Origin of the sequence: Nocardia brasiliensis (assembly GCF_042691675.1) — a bacterium.
Lineage (GTDB): Bacteria > Actinomycetota > Actinomycetes > Mycobacteriales > Mycobacteriaceae > Nocardia > Nocardia brasiliensis_D.
The window spans coordinates 7,965,172-7,979,462 of the sequence record NZ_CP170507.1 but is presented as its reverse complement, the minus strand read 5'-3'; the positions used below and the strand labels follow the sequence as shown (position 1 = coordinate 7,979,462).

Here is a 14,291-nt window from a genome sequence, read left to right as displayed (position 1 = left end):
CCGTTGGGGGAAACGCCGTGTCTTGTCTACATGCGAGGCGCTGATCCGGCGCACACAGGTTTGAGGGGACGGGCTCTTGGATTCCGAAGACTTCACCTACCTCCCGGACGCGGTTATCGATGCGGACGGGAGTTTGGTCGAGCAGTTGAACAATGGCGCGTTGCGCAAGCTGGTGCGCACGGCCGCGGGTCTCCCGATGGAGGCGCAGCACTATCTGGCGGTGCTCGCCAATCGGTTGCGCGCGAGCGAGGGATTGCCCGCGCGTACCTATGCCGATGGCGAGATGTAATGCGATGGAGGGGATCCGGGCCGAGCGCTCAGCGCTCGGTGCTGCCCGAATCTCCGTCCCGGTGCTGGCGGGATAGCCGCCAGAGGAACTCGGGGTCATCGTCCGGCCCGAGGACGCGCTTGCGTTGCGGTGGACGCGTGTGGGGGGCGCTCGGTCCGGCCGACTTCTCGGGGCCGAACGCTTTCCAGCACAGCACCGCGACTGCCACTACCGCGATGAGTGCCAACAGGTACGTCACGTCGCTCACCTCCTGGTTACGAGGGTAGTCCCGTGCGTCGCTCCGGCACACCGCGGCCGCGAAATCTGTCCCCGGGTGGGCGCGGGCCCCGGCACGATGGGCCCGCGCGGCCCGTGGTCAGCGTGCGGTGGCCTCAGTGGTGAGAGACCTGAGCAGCTGAAGTACTTCTGATTCGCGGAACCGGCGATGCCCGCCCGGTGTGCGCAACGACCCGAGCCGACCGGCATGAGCCCAGCGGGTGACGGTCTTCGGATCGACGTGGAACATGGCAGCAACCTGCCCTGGTGTCAGCAGGGTGTCCTGGCCGCCGACGGTGATCGCACTCATAGCAAACCTCTCCGTTCTCGACAGTTCCCTCATCAGATGGCGTCATCGTTGCACTGAAACCCCTAGGTACTCGAACCACCTACTGTTGGTAAAGGGGAAGTAATAGACAAAACGGATACGCTCGCGACCTCGGCGACAGGCGCGAGCCGAGGGCGGGCAACAGCTTCGCATAGGCTGAGCGACGTGAGTGACGCAACTCCACCAGATGGTGTTCCAGGACAGCAAACCGCTGGCGCGGGTCGTCGGCTCGCCCGCGATCTGGCGCTGTACACCCTGGCCAGGCTGGCCCTGGTCGTGGTGATCACCGTGCTGATCGTGCTGGTCGCCCGGCTGGTCTCGGTGGATATCCCGCTGGTGGTCGCCGCGCTGTTCGCGCTGATCATCGCGATGCCGCTGTCGCTGACGCTGTTCAAGCGATTGCGCACGCGGGTCAACGAGGACATCGCGGTGGTCGACGAGCGCCGCCGCCGCGACAAGGCCCAGTTGCGGGCCCGGCTGCGCGGCGAGACGCCGGAGGACAACCAGGGGACGTCCTCGTGAAGTCCTGTGATCGCAGCTCGCCGCGCGACTGGGTGGACAACGCGGTGCGGCTCATCGACGCCGACGCGCAGCGCAGTGCCGACACCCACCTGCTGCGGTACCCGCTGCCTGCCGCGTGGAATGTCCAGCTGTATCTGAAGGACGAATCCACCCATATCACCGGCAGTCTCAAGCACCGGCTGGCCAGATCCCTTTTCCTGTACGCGATTTGCAACGGCTGGGTCACCGAGGGCACCACGGTGGTGGAGGCTTCGTCCGGTTCGACGGCGGTCAGCGAGGCGTATTTCGCGAAGCTGCTGGGCCTGGATTTCGTCGCGGTGATGCCCGCGAGCACGTCGCCGCAGAAGATCGCGTTGATCGAAGCGCAAGGTGGCCGTTGCCATTTCGTACAGCGTCCGCCGGACATGTACACCGAGGCGGCCCGTCTCGCCGCTGAATGCGGCGGCCACTATATGGACCAGTTCACCCATGCCGAGCGCGCCACCGACTGGCGCGGCAACAACAACATCGCCGAATCCATTTACCAGCAAATGGCTTTGGAGTCGCACCCGGTGCCGGACTGGATCGTGGTCGGTGCGGGTACCGGCGGCACCAGCGCCACCATCGGCCGCTACATCCGATACCGCAGGCACGCAACGCGATTGGCCGTGGTCGATCCGGAGAACTCGGCCTTCTATGGTGGCTACGAGACGGGCGACGCCGGCTATGAGACCGGGATGTCCTCGCGCATCGAGGGCATCGGCAGGCCGCGGGTGGAGCCCTCGTTCGTCGGCGAAGTGGTCGACCGGATGCTCGAGGTGCCCGACGCGGGCTCGATCGCGGCGGCGCGCTACGCCAGCCGGGTGCTCGGCCGCCGGGTGGGCGGCTCCACCGGCACCAATCTGTGGGGCGTGTTCGCCATTATCTCCGAAATGCTCGCGGCAGGCCGCGGCGGCAGCGTGGTCACTCTGCTGTGTGACGGCGGAGACCGTTATGCCGGAACGTATTTCGACGACGCATGGGTCGAATCGCAGGGCATGAGTCTGGCCGAACCGACCGCGATCCTGGACAAGTTCGCCGCCACCGGCATCTGGGCGGGCTGAACCCGCTCGACGACAATCGGCACCGCGCCGGGTGGCGCGGTGCCGTCGCATTTCTCCGACAGCGAACGCTCGTCAATTTTGATTGACATCGCCCATCGCGTCAATCAAAATTGACAGCATGACTGAAGCAACCACTCTGGCGGCCGCCGCGGGCAGTCCCGACCCTGAGGTCGGGCTGCGCGCGGTGCTCGCACTGCGGCGGCTGCTCGAACGTCTCGAGGCGATCCAGGTGGCCAATGCTCGTGCCCAGGGCTGGTCCTGGCAGGCGATCGCCGAGGCGCTCGAGGTCAGCAAGCAGGCAGCCCACCAGAAGCACAATCGGAAAGGCGGGGACCGCTGATGTTCGAACGGTTCACCAGATCGGCGAAAACGGCCGTCGTGACGGCTCAGGAAGACGCGCGAGCATTGCGGTCGCCCAGCATCGAGGTGGAGCATGTGCTGCTCGGCCTGTTGTCGCAGAGCGAGCCGGAACTGCAGGCACTACTGGCCGACGCGGGTCTCACCCACGACGGGGTGATGAGTGCGCTGGCCGCGCGCGGCAAGTTCGAACCGCTGGGGGAGGAGGACGCCGCAGCGCTGCGTTCGATCGGCATCGATCTCGATGCCGTGCGGGAATCCCTGGAGGCCAACTTCGGCGCGGACGCACTCGACCGCGCGGTACCGCCGGAGCCGCGCGGGCTGTTCGGCTGGGGCCGCGGCGGCAATCTCGGGCATATCCCGTTCACCAAGGACGCCAAGAAGGTGCTCGAGCTGTCCCTGCGGGAAGCACTGGTCCGCAAGGACAAGACCATCGAATCCGCGCACGTGCTGCTCGGCATCCTGCGCGCACCCAATCAGACCACCGAGCGCCTGCTCGGCGGCTCGGATTCGATCCAGGACATCCGGTCCAAGGTGCTCGCCCTGCTCGACCGCGCTGCCTGAGGTGGTGGACAGGTGTCGGCGCGATTCGCGTTTCGAGTCGACACCGGTCCACCCACTCGCATAGCGGGCGCAGCCCGCCGAAGTCCGTCGTCAGCCGCGTCGGGCCGAGCGTAGGCGAGGCACTCGCTTTAGCATGAGCGCATGCAGCTTCTGATTCGGTTGATCATCAACGCCGTGGCCATCTGGCTGGCCGCCGCCTGGGTCGACAAGATCGACATCATCAGTCCGGCGGAGAACGGCAACGGCGGCAAGATCCTCGTGCTGCTCGCCGTCGCCGTGGTGTTCACGGTGGTGAACGCACTGGTCAAACCGATCGTCAAGCTGCTGTCGCTGCCGCTGGTGATCGTCACGCTCGGGCTGTTCCTGCTGGTGATCAACGCGCTCATGCTGTGGCTGACCGCGAAAATCACCGAGACCACCGACTACGGCCTGCGCGTCGACGGCTTCTGGGCCGCGGTGATCGGCGGCCTGATCGTCTCGATCGTGAACTGGATCCTCGGCATCCTGGTGCCCGACAACGACTAGGCGAAGCCGACGGCCAGCGCGGTCAGGGCCGACCAGACCAGCAGGGCGAGGCCGGAGTCGCGCAGTGCGGGAATGAGTTCCAGGCCGCCCTTGCCGGCGCGGACCGGCGCGTTGGCGCGCACGGCCAGCGGGATCGCGAGCAGGCCGACCAGCGCCCACGGGGTGCGGGCGACCAGGGCCAGCGTGGCGAGGAACGGCACGGCGAGCAGCGCCAGATGCAGGGTGCGGGTGCGCGGATCGCCGAGTTTGACTGCGAGGGTGACCTTTCCGGACTGGGTGTCGGTCGGGATGTCGCGCAGGTTGTTCGCGACCAGCACCGCGCTGGAGAACGCGCCGACCGAGACCGCGAGCAGCGCACCGACCCAGTCGATTCGCTCGGCCTGGACGAACTGGGTGCCGAGCACGCCGACCAGGCCGAAGAACACGAAGACCGCGACCTCACCGAATCCGCTGTAGCCGTAGGGCTTGCTGCCGCCGGTGTAGAACCAGGCGCCGGCCAGGCAGGCCGCGCCGACGAGCAGCAACCACCAGGCCGTGGTCGCGGCCAGGATCAGCCCGATGATCGCGGCGAGGACGAGGCTGGCGATGGCGGCATTCTTCACGGCGGCGGGCGAGGCCAGCTGCTGCCCGACCAGCCGCACCGGGCCGACCCGCACGTCGTCGGTGCCGCGAATGCCGTCGGAGTAGTCATTGGCGAAGTTGACGCCGACGATCAGGGCCAGCGAAACCAGCAGCGCGAGAACGGCTTTCCACCACAACGCGCCGTCGAGCGAGGCGGCGGCGCCGGTTCCGGCCAGCACGGGGGCGATTGCGTTCGGCAGGGTGCGTGGACGCGCGCCCTCGATCCATTGCGCTGCAGTAGCCATCCCCGCAGCTTAATCGGCGTGGTTGTTTCGGGCTGTCCGGGCCGCTCAGTCCGTGCCCGCCTCGGCGACGGCTTTCAGCCGGGCCAAACCTTTCTCGAAGTCCTTGCCGATCATCCGATCCATCGGGATCACCTTCGAGAGCACGCGCATCAATCCCCGCTGCTCACCGGTCATCCGCCAGACCACCTGGGTGGCGCCGGATTCGGTCGGATTCAGCTCGAACAGCACCTGGTTGGTGGCCTTCCACGGCTTCTCGAAGGTCAGCCGGATGCCGATCTCGCGGTCGGCGCTGGTGACGATCGCCATGTTTCCGCTGCCGACCTTCCGGTCGCCGTTCCAGGCGTACTCGGCGCCGACCCCGGAGTCCGGTCCCGAGTAGGTGCGCTGCAACTGTGGATCAATGTCCTCCCACGGTGACCACTTGGTCCACTCGTGCAAGTCGTCGATCAACCCGTGAATCCGCGACGGCTCGGCCGAGATCACGGCCTGCCGGACCACTTCGAACTCAGCCATGCGGACAGCGTAGGCGACCGACCACCGGAAATGGGGCGAAAAGCCAGGTCGGCCCGGTCCCGGCCGCTCGCATACGATGACCGCGGAATGTTGTCGGATCAGAGCGCCCCGAATGGGCGCGGTCAAGTGTCGCGAACGCCCGCAGGCGAACCGGTCGAGGTTGCCCTGCTGGGCGAGATCGCGCTGCGCCGAGACGGCGCGCTGGCCGCGCTGCCGGGGACCCGCTCCCGCTTGCTGCTCGCCGCCTTGGCGATGCGCCCCGGCCGTAGTCGCAGTGCGCAGTCGCTGATCGACGACGTGTGGGGCGAGCAGCCGCCGCGTGCGCCGATGAACGCGCTGCACACCCAGGTGTCCCGGCTGCGTTCCCTGTTGCCGGACGGTGCGCTGGAGATCGGCCCGGCCGGTTACCGCTTGACGTTGCGTGCCGACCGAGTCGACCTGTCGCTCGCCGCCGAACTGGTGCACCGGGCTCATGAATACGATGCTGCCGGTGACCATGCGGCCTGTCTCGACACCATTGCGCACGCCCGCGCGTTGTGGCGCGGCGAGCCCGGTGCCGATCTACCGCCCGGCGAGGTCGCCGATGCGCTGCGTGCGGCGGCGTCGAGCCGCCTGGCCGAATTGGACGCGCTCGAGCAGGCGGCGCGCGAGTCGAACGGCGATATCGAGGGGGCGCTGCGGGTCGCACGGCACCGGGCCGATGCCGATCCGCTGGACGAACCCGCTCAGCTCGCGCTGATGCGACTGCTCGCCGCCGCGGGCCGCCCCAATGAGGCGCTGACCTCGTTCGCGGCCTTTCGGGAACTCCTCGCCGAGCGCCTCGGCGCGGATCCCGGACCGGCGCTGGTCGAGTTGAATACGGCGATCCTGCGTGGCGAAACGTTGGGCCGCAACAACTCAGGTCGCAACACATTGGGCGGCAACACCTTTGCCGCGCCCGGAGTCGGGCCCGCAGCGGCTCCGCAGACGCTCGGCGCGGCAACGCTTTCGAGCAACGGTGGCGCCGCGGCACCCGACACCGCCCCGGAGTTCACCGTGCCCACGGCGATCGGCCTGCGGGCGGCGCCCAACGTATTGCTCGGCCGCGAGGACGATTTGGCCGAGCTCGACCGATTGCTGCAGGTATCCCGGGTAACCACCGTGCTCGGCCCCGGCGGTTCCGGAAAGACCCGCATCGCCAACGAACTCGGCACCAGGGTGTCCACCACCCGGCGGGTGGTGCTGGTCGAGCTGGCGTCGGTCCGGGCCGACGGTGCCGAAGCCAGGATCGAGATCGAGGCCGCGATCAGTGCGGCGCTCGGCCTGAGCGACGTCGGGTACGGCACCACGCCGTTGCGTAACCGCGTCGACATGCGCCAACGCCTGCGCGAAGCCGTGGCGGCCCGTCCGATGCTGCTGATCCTCGACAACTGTGAGCACCTGATCGACGCCGTCGCCGTGGTGGTCGCCGACCTGATCGGGGTAGCGGATCGGCTGACCGTGCTGACCACCAGCCGGGCCCCGCTGATGATCACCGCCGAAACCGTGTATCCGTTGCCGCCGTTGACCATTGATCCGGCCGGCTCGCCCGCGACCGAGTTGTTCGCGGCGCGCGCCAGGGCGGTGCGTCCCGGTGTCCGGCTCGATCCCGAGATCGTCGCCCAGCTGTGCCGCACCCTGGACGGTCTGCCCCTGGCCATCGAACTGGCCGCCGCGCGGGCGCGGGTGATGAGCGTCGAGGAGATCAACCTGCGGCTGACGGATCGGTTCGCGCTGCTGCGGCACGGTGATCGCAGTTCGCCGGAACGCCACCGCACCTTGCACGCGGTGATCGATTGGAGCTGGAACCTGCTGGACGACTCCCAGCAGCGGGCGTTGCGCCGACTATGCCGTTTCCCAGCGGGTTTCACGCTGTCGGCCGCCGAGCAGGTCGCGAGCGGACCCGAGATCGACGACGTGGCCACGGCCGTCGACGGACTGGTGAACCAATCGCTGCTCACCCTGCTCGATGACGAGGTCCTCGGCACCCGGTACCGGATGCTGGAAACGGTGCGGGAATACGGCGAAGAACAGCTGTCCCGCAACCCGGCCGAGGCGGACCTGGTGATCGAGCGAATGATGGCGTGGGCCAAGGACTATGCCACCGATGCCGCACAACGCTACTTCACCGGCGACCAGATGGAGCTGGCGCTGTCGGTGGGCACGGAGCTCGACAATCTGCTTGCGGCACTGCGTTATGCGCTCGATCGCCGGGACGCGCTGACCGCGTACACCGTGTTCCCGGTGGTCTCCATGCTCTGGGTGCTGCGCGGTTCGCACATGGAGGTGGTCGGCTGGGCGCCGCGGGTCGCCGAACTCCACCCGCCCCTTACCGGGCCGGACGCGCCCGCCCCCGACCTGGCGCTGATGAGCTATCAGACGATGTTCATGCACCTGGCCTATAGCAATGGCGCCGTGCGTGACCTCGCGCGAGTGCGGTCACGGGTGCGCCGATTGCTGCGCAGCCGGGCCGATATCACCGAGAACAATCGTTTTATCGCCGGGCTCGTGCTGACCCGGCCCGACGGCCGTGGCCTGTCCCGGTTGATCGCACACGCAGTCCGATCCGACGACCCCGAAACCCATGCCAGCGCACTACTTTTGCGCGCGAACCTGCGGGAGAACCTCGGTGACCTGCGTGGCTCGATGGTGGACGCGGTCCGCGCGCTGGACACCTTCGGGCAGGACAATGTCTGGACTGCGGCGATGGTGTGCAGGCACCTGGGCCAGGTACACGGCCAGATCGCCGAGTACCCGAAAGCGCTCGAGTACTACCGTCGTTCGCTCGGCCTGCTGCAGGCCTTGGGCGCGTACGAGGACACCGTCGAGACCCGCGCCATGTTGGTCGCGGCGCTGGTCGGCAACGGCGAGCTGGAACAGGCCAGGCACGAATTGGACCTGGCGCTCGGTTCGGCGGAGATCGACGGCCCGATCGACGGGCACAACCAGTTGCTCGCCACGGTGCTGCACAGCGCCGCCGAGGTGGCGCTCGCCGAGGGCGATATCGAGGGTGGCTTCGCCCGCTACCAGCGGGCATTGGAATTGTCCGGCTGGCCGGGGATCGAAGTGAATTCAGGACCCGGGATTCTGATGCTCGGCGCGTCGGTGGTGGCCGCCCGGGTGCTGTACGGCGCGGCGGATACGGCGGGCGAGCTCGTCGATCGAATCGTCGATGGCGCGGCGCCGATGTTGGCGCAGCATCGAGATCTGCCCCAGATCGGTGCGATCGCCTGCACAGTCGGCTCGTATCTGGTTGTCACCGAACAGGATCCGGTGCGTGGCCTGGAGCTGGTCGCATTGGCGCCCAATGTCTTCTGCCGCCAGGACTTTCCGTCGATGCGTTGGTCGCGGCACGCCGATCTGGTCGGTCAGGTGCTCGGCGCGGACCAGGTGGCGGCGGCCAGGACCGCGGCGAACCGATTGCGCCGGCGGGATTCCGCCGACCGGATCATGCGGCTGCTGCGAGAGGCGCGCTGAGCTGACCGGCCGGAACGCCGGACGGCCCGGGCCGTCCGGCGTTCCGTTGTGCCTCATCTGGTTTCGGATCTCACGCGCGACGCATGTACGCACGCAGCGCCAATGGGGCGAAAACGGCGATCACGATCAGCGAGCCGATCAGCGAGTAGGCCAAGTCGCTGCCGTAGACGTTGCCGTTCATCAGCTGCTGGCACGCATTCACCATGTAGTAGACCGGGTTTGCGTGGTTGACGCCCTGTAGCCAACCCGGCATGGTGCTCACCGGTGCCAACGCACCCGACATGAAGGTCAGCGGGAACATGATCATCATCGACATGCCTTGCACGCCCGCGGCACTCTTGCCCGTCACGCCGATGAGCGCCCAGATCCAGCTGATCGCGAACGAGCAGACGATGATCACCAGTCCGGCGACCACCACACCCGCCAATCCGCCGCCGGGCCGGTAGCCGATACCGAGTCCGACGATCACCGTGAGGACCGTGGCGATGACGTACCGCACCATATCGGCGATCAGCGCGCCGGCCAGCGCCGAAATACGCGCGATGGGAAGGGATTTGAACCGGTCGAAGACGCCCTTGTCCATGTCCTCGCGCAACTGCGTTCCGGTGACCACCGAACTCAGGATCACCGTCTGCACCAGGATGCCGGGGATGAGAATGGGCAGGTAGTCGTGCACGCTGCCCTTCATCGCGCCGCCGAAGATGAAGGCGAACAACGCGGTGAACAAAATCGGCTGGACCGTCACATCGAAGAGCTGCTCGGGGTTGTGCTCGAGCTTCAGCAGCCCGCGATGGGCCATGGTCAACGAGGTCGACACGGCTCGGCGCAAGCTGATGTGGTTGCTGACATCTGGGATCTCGGCCGGTGCGGCGTGCCGCGCCGGAGTGGGGGCGGTGAGGGTGGTCATGCGGCGCTCCGTTCGGAATCGTTGTCGGTGTTGTCTTCGGCCGGATGGCCGGTGATGGTGAGGAAGACCTCGTCCAGACTCGGCTTGCTGACGGTGATCTCGTCCACCGCGATCGCCCACTCGCGCAGTCGAATCAGCAGATCCGCGGTCATCCCGGCGTCCCGCAGTGGCGCGGTGAGCCGACCGGCTTCCGGGGTGATCTGGGCGTCGGTGCCGAGGAAATCGCTCACGATGCGCCGCGCCTCATCGAGCTGAGCCCGGTCGGCCAGGGTCAGGTGCACCGAGGAGCCGCCGACCGAGGCCTTGAGTTCGTCGGCGGTGCCGTCGGCGATCACCCGGCCGTGGTCGATCACCGCGATGCGGTCGGCCAGCTGATCGGCTTCGTCGAGGTACTGCGTGGTGAGCAGCACCGTGGTGCCGTCGCGGACCAGTCTGCGGATGGTCTCCCACATCTGGGCGCGGGTGCGCGGGTCGAGACCGGTGGTCGGCTCGTCGAGGAACAGCAGCGGCGGCGTCGCGATCAGGCTGGCGGCCAGGTCGAGCCTGCGCCGCATACCGCCGGAGAAGTTCTCGAGCGGCTTGGTCGCGGCTTCGAGCAGATCGAACTCTTCGAGCAGTTCGACCGACTTACGGCGGGCGTCGGCGTGGCTGAAGCCGAGCAAGCGGGAGAACAGGATCAGATTTTCGGTGGCGGACAGGCCCTCGTCGACCGAGGCGTACTGCCCGGTGACGCCGACCAGCGACCGTACGGCGGTCGGTTTGGTGACCACATCGTGGCCGAAGATGCGAGCACTACCGCCATCCAGGCGAAGCAGCGTGGCCAGCATCTTGATGGTCGTGGTCTTGCCCGCGCCGTTCGGCCCGAGCACGCCGTACACCGAGCCTTGCGGTACCGCCAGGCTCACCCCGTCGACTGCCCGCTGTTCCCCGAAGACCTTGACCAAGCCGTCCGCCTCGACGGCGAGTGCTGCAGTGGGTGCGAAAGAAGTCATGGTCAAGACTTTGCGGCCGCCGTCTTGCATCGCCCTTGCGTGCGGATGGCGCGGGCTCATGCATCAGATGCGTCAGCGTGTAGCATCAGATGCATGCGTACGACGATAGACATCGACGCAGTCGTCTTGGAACAGCTTCGGCGTCGGTCCAAACGGGAGGGGAAGACATTGGGGCAATTGGTTTCCGAACTGCTCGCCCGTGAGCTCGCCAGGGAAGAGCACGTGGTCGCCGATATCGCTTGGCCGAGTGCGAACCTCGGGCTGCGGGTCGATATCGAGGACAAGCACGCGCTGTACGCGGCCCTGGACGCGGATGGCTGATGTCACGCACCGTCGACGCCAACATCCTGATCTACGCCTCGGACGCCGGATCGCCGGTCCATCAGCAGGCTGCCGCACTCGTGCGAGAACTACTGCGCGGGCCGGAATTGACCACCTTGTTCTGGCCGGTGCTGCAGAGCTATCTGCGGATCGTCACCCATCCGTCGATCTGCTCGTCGCCACTACCTGTCGCGGTGGCGCAGCGGGCCGTCGACGCGGTGCTGGCATCGCCGTCGATCCGGGTCGTCGCGGAGGGCGAGAACTTTTGGCGCTGCTACCACCAGGTCGGTGGGGGCGTGGCAATGAGGTGCCCGACGCGGTGATCGTCGCGCTGATGCTCGAACACGGCGTATCGACGATCTATACCCGCGACCGCGACTTCCGGAAATACCCGGCCATCTCGGTCCGCGACCCGTTCGCGGGCTGACCGGACCGGTGTCAGCGGCTCGACTCGGCGAGCAGGTGGGCGCGCAGCTCGGCGCGGTCGGGCTTGCCCGGGCCGCGTAGCGGAATGTGGTCCACCACGGCGAGTTCGCGGGGCGCGGCGATGGAATCCAGTTCGGCCACAACGTATTCGCGAAGTTCGTCGAGCGTCGGCACCGCTCCGGGGGCGGGTACGACGACGACCGCGACCCGCTGACCCAGGCGGTCGTCCGGCAGGCCGAGCACCACGCATTCGCGGATGGCCGGGTGGTTCATCAGCACGGCCTCGACGACCTGCGGAATCACCAGTAGACCGCCGGTCATGATCGCCTCGTCGAGTCGGCCGCTGACGCTCAACCTGCCGTTGTCGAAGCTGCCCGCGTCCTCGGTGCGGAACCAACCGGGCTCGGCGAAGGCGGGATGATCGGGCATGCCGCGGTAGCCCGAGGCGATCATCGCGCCGCCGAGCAGCACCCGGCCGTCCTCGATGCGTACCTTCGTGCCGTCCAGCGGAATGCCGTCGTACACGCACCCGCCGCAGGTTTCGCTCATACCGTAGGTGCGAACAACCTTGATACCGGCCGCTTTCGCGCGCTCATAGACCGGTGCCGGAGTGGCCGCGCCGCCGACGAGCACGCCGTCCAACTCGGCCAGCGCCTTCGCGGCGACCGGCGCGTCCAACGCCTTGATCAGCTGCGTCGGCACCAGCGCGGTGTAGCGGCGCTCGCCGCGCATGCTCGCGACCGCACCCGCCAGCGCCTCGGGCAGGAACCCACCCGAGACGTCGAGGATGGTGGGCTGGGTGCCCGCCAGGATGCTGCGCAGTAGCACCTGAATACCGGCGATGTGGTGGGTGGGCAGGGCGAGCAGCCAGCTGCCCGGTCCGCCGAGCCGGTCGTGCGTCGCGGTGCCGCTGGCCCGCAGGGCGGCCGCACTGAGCATGGCGCCCTTGGGCACGCCGGTGGTGCCCGAGGTGGTCACCACCAGGGCGACCTCGTCATCGATCGTCTCGCCAGGAGCCAGGGCGTCGCTGAGGCGTCTGGCCTCGCGTCGGTCGCTGGTCGGGATCGGCAGCCACGCGGGCCCCGTGCCCTCCAACGCTTCTCGCAGATGGGGAAGTACCTCGCCCGCACCGGAACCGGTGGGCATCGGCAACGTACGGAGCGTCCTCACGTTATGGATCGTGTCATGGCCGCGTCGCCGAACGCGGAACGGGTGGTCGGTTTGCCGGGGCGGCGCGAGACATGTGCGGCCACCCCCAGGAAATGGGGCTCAGGTACGCCAGGCATCGAGACTGCGATTCACTCGTAGGACGGGTTACGCATGGTGGCCGGGCCGGACATCGGCGGTCGGGGGCCATCCGAGCGTTATCGTCCTCGCCGGGACAGGCCTTGGCAACTCGGTTCGCCGATCCGGTGGCGTTCCGAGCCCGCCGTCAGTCCGCTGACCAGCGTGAATCCCTGCGGATCGGATGATCCTTCGGCACCTCGACGAGCACGACCGGCACTCCGTCCGGGTCGCGCACCCACATTTCGATCAGTCCCCACGGCTCCTGAACCGGTGGCCGTTCGATGGCGATCCCCTTGATCGCGAGCTCGGCCGCCGCGTCCGAGGCGTCGCGCACCTGCAACCAGATGGCGCCCTCGAACGACGACGATCCGCCCGACCCGCCGTGCGCGGCCACCTCGATCAGCGATTGCCCGGCGAAGAGGACCGTGCCGCCCGGGTACTCCCGCGCGATGGCCAGCCCGAGCCCGTCGCGATAGAAACCGAGCGTCCGCGCGTAGTCGGCGGGTCGCAGAATGATTCGGCTGCTGAGGATGTCCACGTCAGAAGTACCAGGGGTACGGCGTCCAGTCCGGCTTGCGCTTCTCCAGGAACGCGTCGCGGCCCTCGACGGCCTCATCGGTCATGTAGGCCATTCGCGTCGCCTCGCCCGCGAACAGCTGCTGGCCGACCAGTCCGTCGTCGAGCAGGTTGAACGCGTACTTCAGCATGCGTTGCGCCTGTGGGGATTTGCCGTTGATGTCGGCAGTCCAGTCCAGCGCGACGTCTTCCAGCTCGGCATGGTCGACGACCTTGTTCACCGCGCCCATCTGGTGCATCTCCTCGGCGGTGTACGGGCGGCCGAGGAAGAAGATCTCGCGGGCGAACTTCTGACCGACCATCTTCGCCAGATAGGCGCTGCCGTAGCCGCCGTCGAAGCTGCCCACGTCGGCGTCGGTCTGCTTGAACCGGGCGTGCTCGCGGCTGGCCAGGGTGAGGTCGCAGACCGCGTGCAGGCTGTGTCCGCCGCCCGCGGCCCAGCCGTTCACCAGCGCGATGACCACCTTGGGCATGAAGCGGATCAGTCGCTGTACCTCGAGGATGTGCAGCCGGCCCGCGCGCGCCTGGTCGACGGTGTCCGCGGTCTCGCCGCTGGCGTACTGGTAGCCGTTGCGGCCGCGGATGCGCTGGTCGCCGCCGGAGCAGAAGGCCCAGCCGCCGTCCTTCGGGCTCGGGCCGTTGCCGGTGAGCAATACCGCGCCGACATCCGGGGTCATCCGCGCGTGATCCAACGCCCGATAAAGTTCGTCGACCGTATGCGGGCGAAACGCATTGCGCACCTCGGGGCGGTCGAAAGCGACACGGACCGTGCCCTGTTCGATGTGCCGGTGGTAGGTGATGTCGGTCAGATTCTCGAACCCTGGGACGGGCCGCCACAACTTCGGATTGAACGTCACGCCTGTGATTATTGCTCTCGGGTCCGGATGGGCCGTGCCCCGACTTACCCGGGGTGCGATCACCGAGCGACTTGACGGTGTAAAAGAAGGCATTACCGTGCAGGTATGGATAGAGCATCGCGCAGCGAT

At 67.7% G+C, this 14,291-nt stretch carries 18 protein-coding genes; 9 read left to right on the top strand and 9 right to left on the bottom strand.

Annotated elements, in window-relative coordinates; all coding sequences use genetic code 11:
* The first annotated feature begins 76 nt into the window (after positions 1-76).
* Positions 77-289: a hypothetical protein gene (locus ACFK0J_RS36740; protein WP_378734280.1), complete on the top strand. Its 213-nt coding sequence runs from the start codon at positions 77-79 to the stop codon at positions 287-289.
* 28 nt (positions 290-317) lie between these two features.
* Here the strand turns inward: ACFK0J_RS36740 and ACFK0J_RS36735 are convergent, their stop codons facing one another.
* Together ACFK0J_RS36735 and ACFK0J_RS36730 are read right to left on the bottom strand one after the other, a co-directional pair.
* Positions 318-527 (bottom strand): hypothetical protein, encoded by a 210-nt coding sequence (locus tag ACFK0J_RS36735; protein ID WP_218471918.1) that lies wholly within the window; start codon positions 525-527, stop codon positions 318-320.
* 117 nt (positions 528-644) lie between these two features.
* Positions 645-854: a BldC family transcriptional regulator gene (locus ACFK0J_RS36730; RefSeq protein ID WP_218471917.1), complete on the bottom strand. Its 210-nt coding sequence runs from the start codon at positions 852-854 to the stop codon at positions 645-647.
* A gap of 183 nt (positions 855-1,037) precedes the next feature.
* Here ACFK0J_RS36730 and ACFK0J_RS36725 point away from each other — a divergent pair, with 183 nt between their 5' ends.
* The 5 genes from ACFK0J_RS36725 (at position 1,038) to ACFK0J_RS36705 (ending at position 3,922) form a co-directional block, all read left to right on the top strand.
* The gene (locus ACFK0J_RS36725) at positions 1,038-1,394 is read left to right on the top strand and encodes a DUF4229 domain-containing protein (protein WP_378734279.1); all 357 of its coding nucleotides are present in this window, start codon (positions 1,038-1,040) and stop codon (positions 1,392-1,394) included.
* Positions 1,391-2,476 (top strand): PLP-dependent cysteine synthase family protein, encoded by a 1,086-nt coding sequence (locus ACFK0J_RS36720; protein WP_378734278.1) that lies wholly within the window; start codon positions 1,391-1,393, stop codon positions 2,474-2,476. The genes ACFK0J_RS36725 and ACFK0J_RS36720 overlap by 4 nt, the downstream gene beginning before the upstream one ends.
* Positions 2,477-2,594: 118 nt before the next feature.
* A complete protein-coding gene (locus ACFK0J_RS36715) occupies positions 2,595-2,816 on the top strand; it encodes a helix-turn-helix domain-containing protein (protein ID WP_378734277.1) in 222 nt (73 codons plus the stop codon).
* A complete protein-coding gene (locus ACFK0J_RS36710) occupies positions 2,816-3,397 on the top strand; it encodes a Clp protease N-terminal domain-containing protein (RefSeq protein ID WP_378734276.1) in 582 nt (193 codons plus the stop codon). Before ACFK0J_RS36715 ends, ACFK0J_RS36710 begins: the two co-directional genes overlap by 1 nt.
* A gap of 141 nt (positions 3,398-3,538) precedes the next feature.
* Positions 3,539-3,922, top strand: coding sequence for a phage holin family protein (locus tag ACFK0J_RS36705; RefSeq protein ID WP_378734275.1), 384 nt, complete (start codon positions 3,539-3,541; stop codon positions 3,920-3,922).
* Here ACFK0J_RS36705 and ACFK0J_RS36700 read toward each other — a convergent pair.
* A complete protein-coding gene (locus ACFK0J_RS36700; protein WP_378734274.1) occupies positions 3,919-4,788 on the bottom strand; it encodes a 1,4-dihydroxy-2-naphthoate polyprenyltransferase in 870 nt (289 codons plus the stop codon). The two genes, ACFK0J_RS36705 and ACFK0J_RS36700, sit on opposite strands and share 4 nt — an antisense overlap.
* Positions 4,789-4,833: 45 nt before the next feature.
* On the bottom strand, positions 4,834-5,301 hold the full coding sequence (locus tag ACFK0J_RS36695; RefSeq protein ID WP_378734273.1) for an SRPBCC family protein: 468 nt from the start codon (positions 5,299-5,301) through the stop codon (positions 4,834-4,836).
* Between the two features lie 126 nt (positions 5,302-5,427).
* Between ACFK0J_RS36695 and ACFK0J_RS36690 the strand changes: the two genes are divergently transcribed.
* Positions 5,428-8,796, top strand: coding sequence for a BTAD domain-containing putative transcriptional regulator (locus tag ACFK0J_RS36690; protein WP_378734272.1), 3,369 nt, complete (start codon positions 5,428-5,430; stop codon positions 8,794-8,796).
* A 70-nt stretch (positions 8,797-8,866) separates the two neighbouring features.
* Here the strand turns inward: ACFK0J_RS36690 and ACFK0J_RS36685 are convergent, their stop codons facing one another.
* Both ACFK0J_RS36685 and ACFK0J_RS36680 read right to left on the bottom strand, forming a co-directional pair.
* On the bottom strand, positions 8,867-9,703 hold the full coding sequence (locus ACFK0J_RS36685; protein ID WP_378734271.1) for an ABC transporter permease: 837 nt from the start codon (positions 9,701-9,703) through the stop codon (positions 8,867-8,869).
* A complete protein-coding gene (locus tag ACFK0J_RS36680) occupies positions 9,700-10,695 on the bottom strand; it encodes an ATP-binding cassette domain-containing protein (protein ID WP_378734270.1) in 996 nt (331 codons plus the stop codon). Before ACFK0J_RS36680 ends, ACFK0J_RS36685 begins: the two co-directional genes overlap by 4 nt.
* A 93-nt stretch (positions 10,696-10,788) precedes the next feature.
* Between ACFK0J_RS36680 and ACFK0J_RS36675 the strand changes: the two genes are divergently transcribed.
* Both ACFK0J_RS36675 and ACFK0J_RS36670 read left to right on the top strand, forming a co-directional pair.
* Positions 10,789-11,016, top strand: a complete 228-nt coding sequence (locus tag ACFK0J_RS36675; protein WP_378734269.1) for an antitoxin — start codon at positions 10,789-10,791, stop codon at positions 11,014-11,016.
* On the top strand, positions 11,016-11,339 hold the full coding sequence (locus tag ACFK0J_RS36670; RefSeq protein WP_378734268.1) for a hypothetical protein: 324 nt from the start codon (positions 11,016-11,018) through the stop codon (positions 11,337-11,339). The genes ACFK0J_RS36675 and ACFK0J_RS36670 overlap by 1 nt, the downstream gene beginning before the upstream one ends.
* Positions 11,340-11,454: 115 nt before the next feature.
* Here the strand turns inward: ACFK0J_RS36670 and menE are convergent, their stop codons facing one another.
* From menE to ACFK0J_RS36655, 3 genes are all read right to left on the bottom strand, one after another.
* Positions 11,455-12,588 carry an o-succinylbenzoate--CoA ligase gene (gene menE / locus ACFK0J_RS36665; protein ID WP_378743276.1) on the bottom strand — a complete coding sequence of 378 codons (1,134 nt, stop codon included), beginning with the start codon at positions 12,586-12,588 and terminating at the stop codon, positions 11,455-11,457.
* 286 nt (positions 12,589-12,874) lie between these two features.
* Positions 12,875-13,267: a VOC family protein gene (locus tag ACFK0J_RS36660; RefSeq protein ID WP_218471903.1), complete on the bottom strand. Its 393-nt coding sequence runs from the start codon at positions 13,265-13,267 to the stop codon at positions 12,875-12,877.
* Position 13,268: 1 nt separating this feature from the next.
* Complete coding sequence (locus ACFK0J_RS36655; protein WP_378734267.1) at positions 13,269-14,162, bottom strand: 1,4-dihydroxy-2-naphthoyl-CoA synthase; 894 nt, start codon at positions 14,160-14,162, stop codon at positions 13,269-13,271.
* Positions 14,163-14,291: the final 129 nt, after the last annotated feature.

What these genes read in the sequence shown, in the direction of transcription:
- ACFK0J_RS36730 (WP_218471917.1), bottom strand. Translation starts at nt 854, where the DNA reads ATGAGTGCGATCACCGTCGGCGGCCAGGACACCCTGCTGACACCAGGG.
- ACFK0J_RS36715 (WP_378734277.1), top strand. Translation starts at nt 2,595, where the DNA reads ATGACTGAAGCAACCACTCTGGCGGCCGCCGCGGGCAGTCCCGACCCT.
- ACFK0J_RS36710 (WP_378734276.1), top strand. Translation starts at nt 2,816, where the DNA reads ATGTTCGAACGGTTCACCAGATCGGCGAAAACGGCCGTCGTGACGGCT.
- ACFK0J_RS36705 (WP_378734275.1), top strand. Translation starts at nt 3,539, where the DNA reads ATGCAGCTTCTGATTCGGTTGATCATCAACGCCGTGGCCATCTGGCTG.
- ACFK0J_RS36700 (WP_378734274.1), bottom strand. Translation starts at nt 4,788, where the DNA reads ATGGCTACTGCAGCGCAATGGATCGAGGGCGCGCGTCCACGCACCCTG.
- ACFK0J_RS36695 (WP_378734273.1), bottom strand. Translation starts at nt 5,301, where the DNA reads ATGGCTGAGTTCGAAGTGGTCCGGCAGGCCGTGATCTCGGCCGAGCCG.
- ACFK0J_RS36685 (WP_378734271.1), bottom strand. Translation starts at nt 9,703, where the DNA reads ATGACCACCCTCACCGCCCCCACTCCGGCGCGGCACGCCGCACCGGCC.
- ACFK0J_RS36680 (WP_378734270.1), bottom strand. Translation starts at nt 10,695, where the DNA reads ATGACTTCTTTCGCACCCACTGCAGCACTCGCCGTCGAGGCGGACGGC.
- ACFK0J_RS36675 (WP_378734269.1), top strand. Translation starts at nt 10,789, where the DNA reads ATGCGTACGACGATAGACATCGACGCAGTCGTCTTGGAACAGCTTCGG.
- ACFK0J_RS36670 (WP_378734268.1), top strand. Translation starts at nt 11,016, where the DNA reads ATGTCACGCACCGTCGACGCCAACATCCTGATCTACGCCTCGGACGCC.
- menE (WP_378743276.1), bottom strand. Translation starts at nt 12,588, where the DNA reads ATGCCCACCGGTTCCGGTGCGGGCGAGGTACTTCCCCATCTGCGAGAA.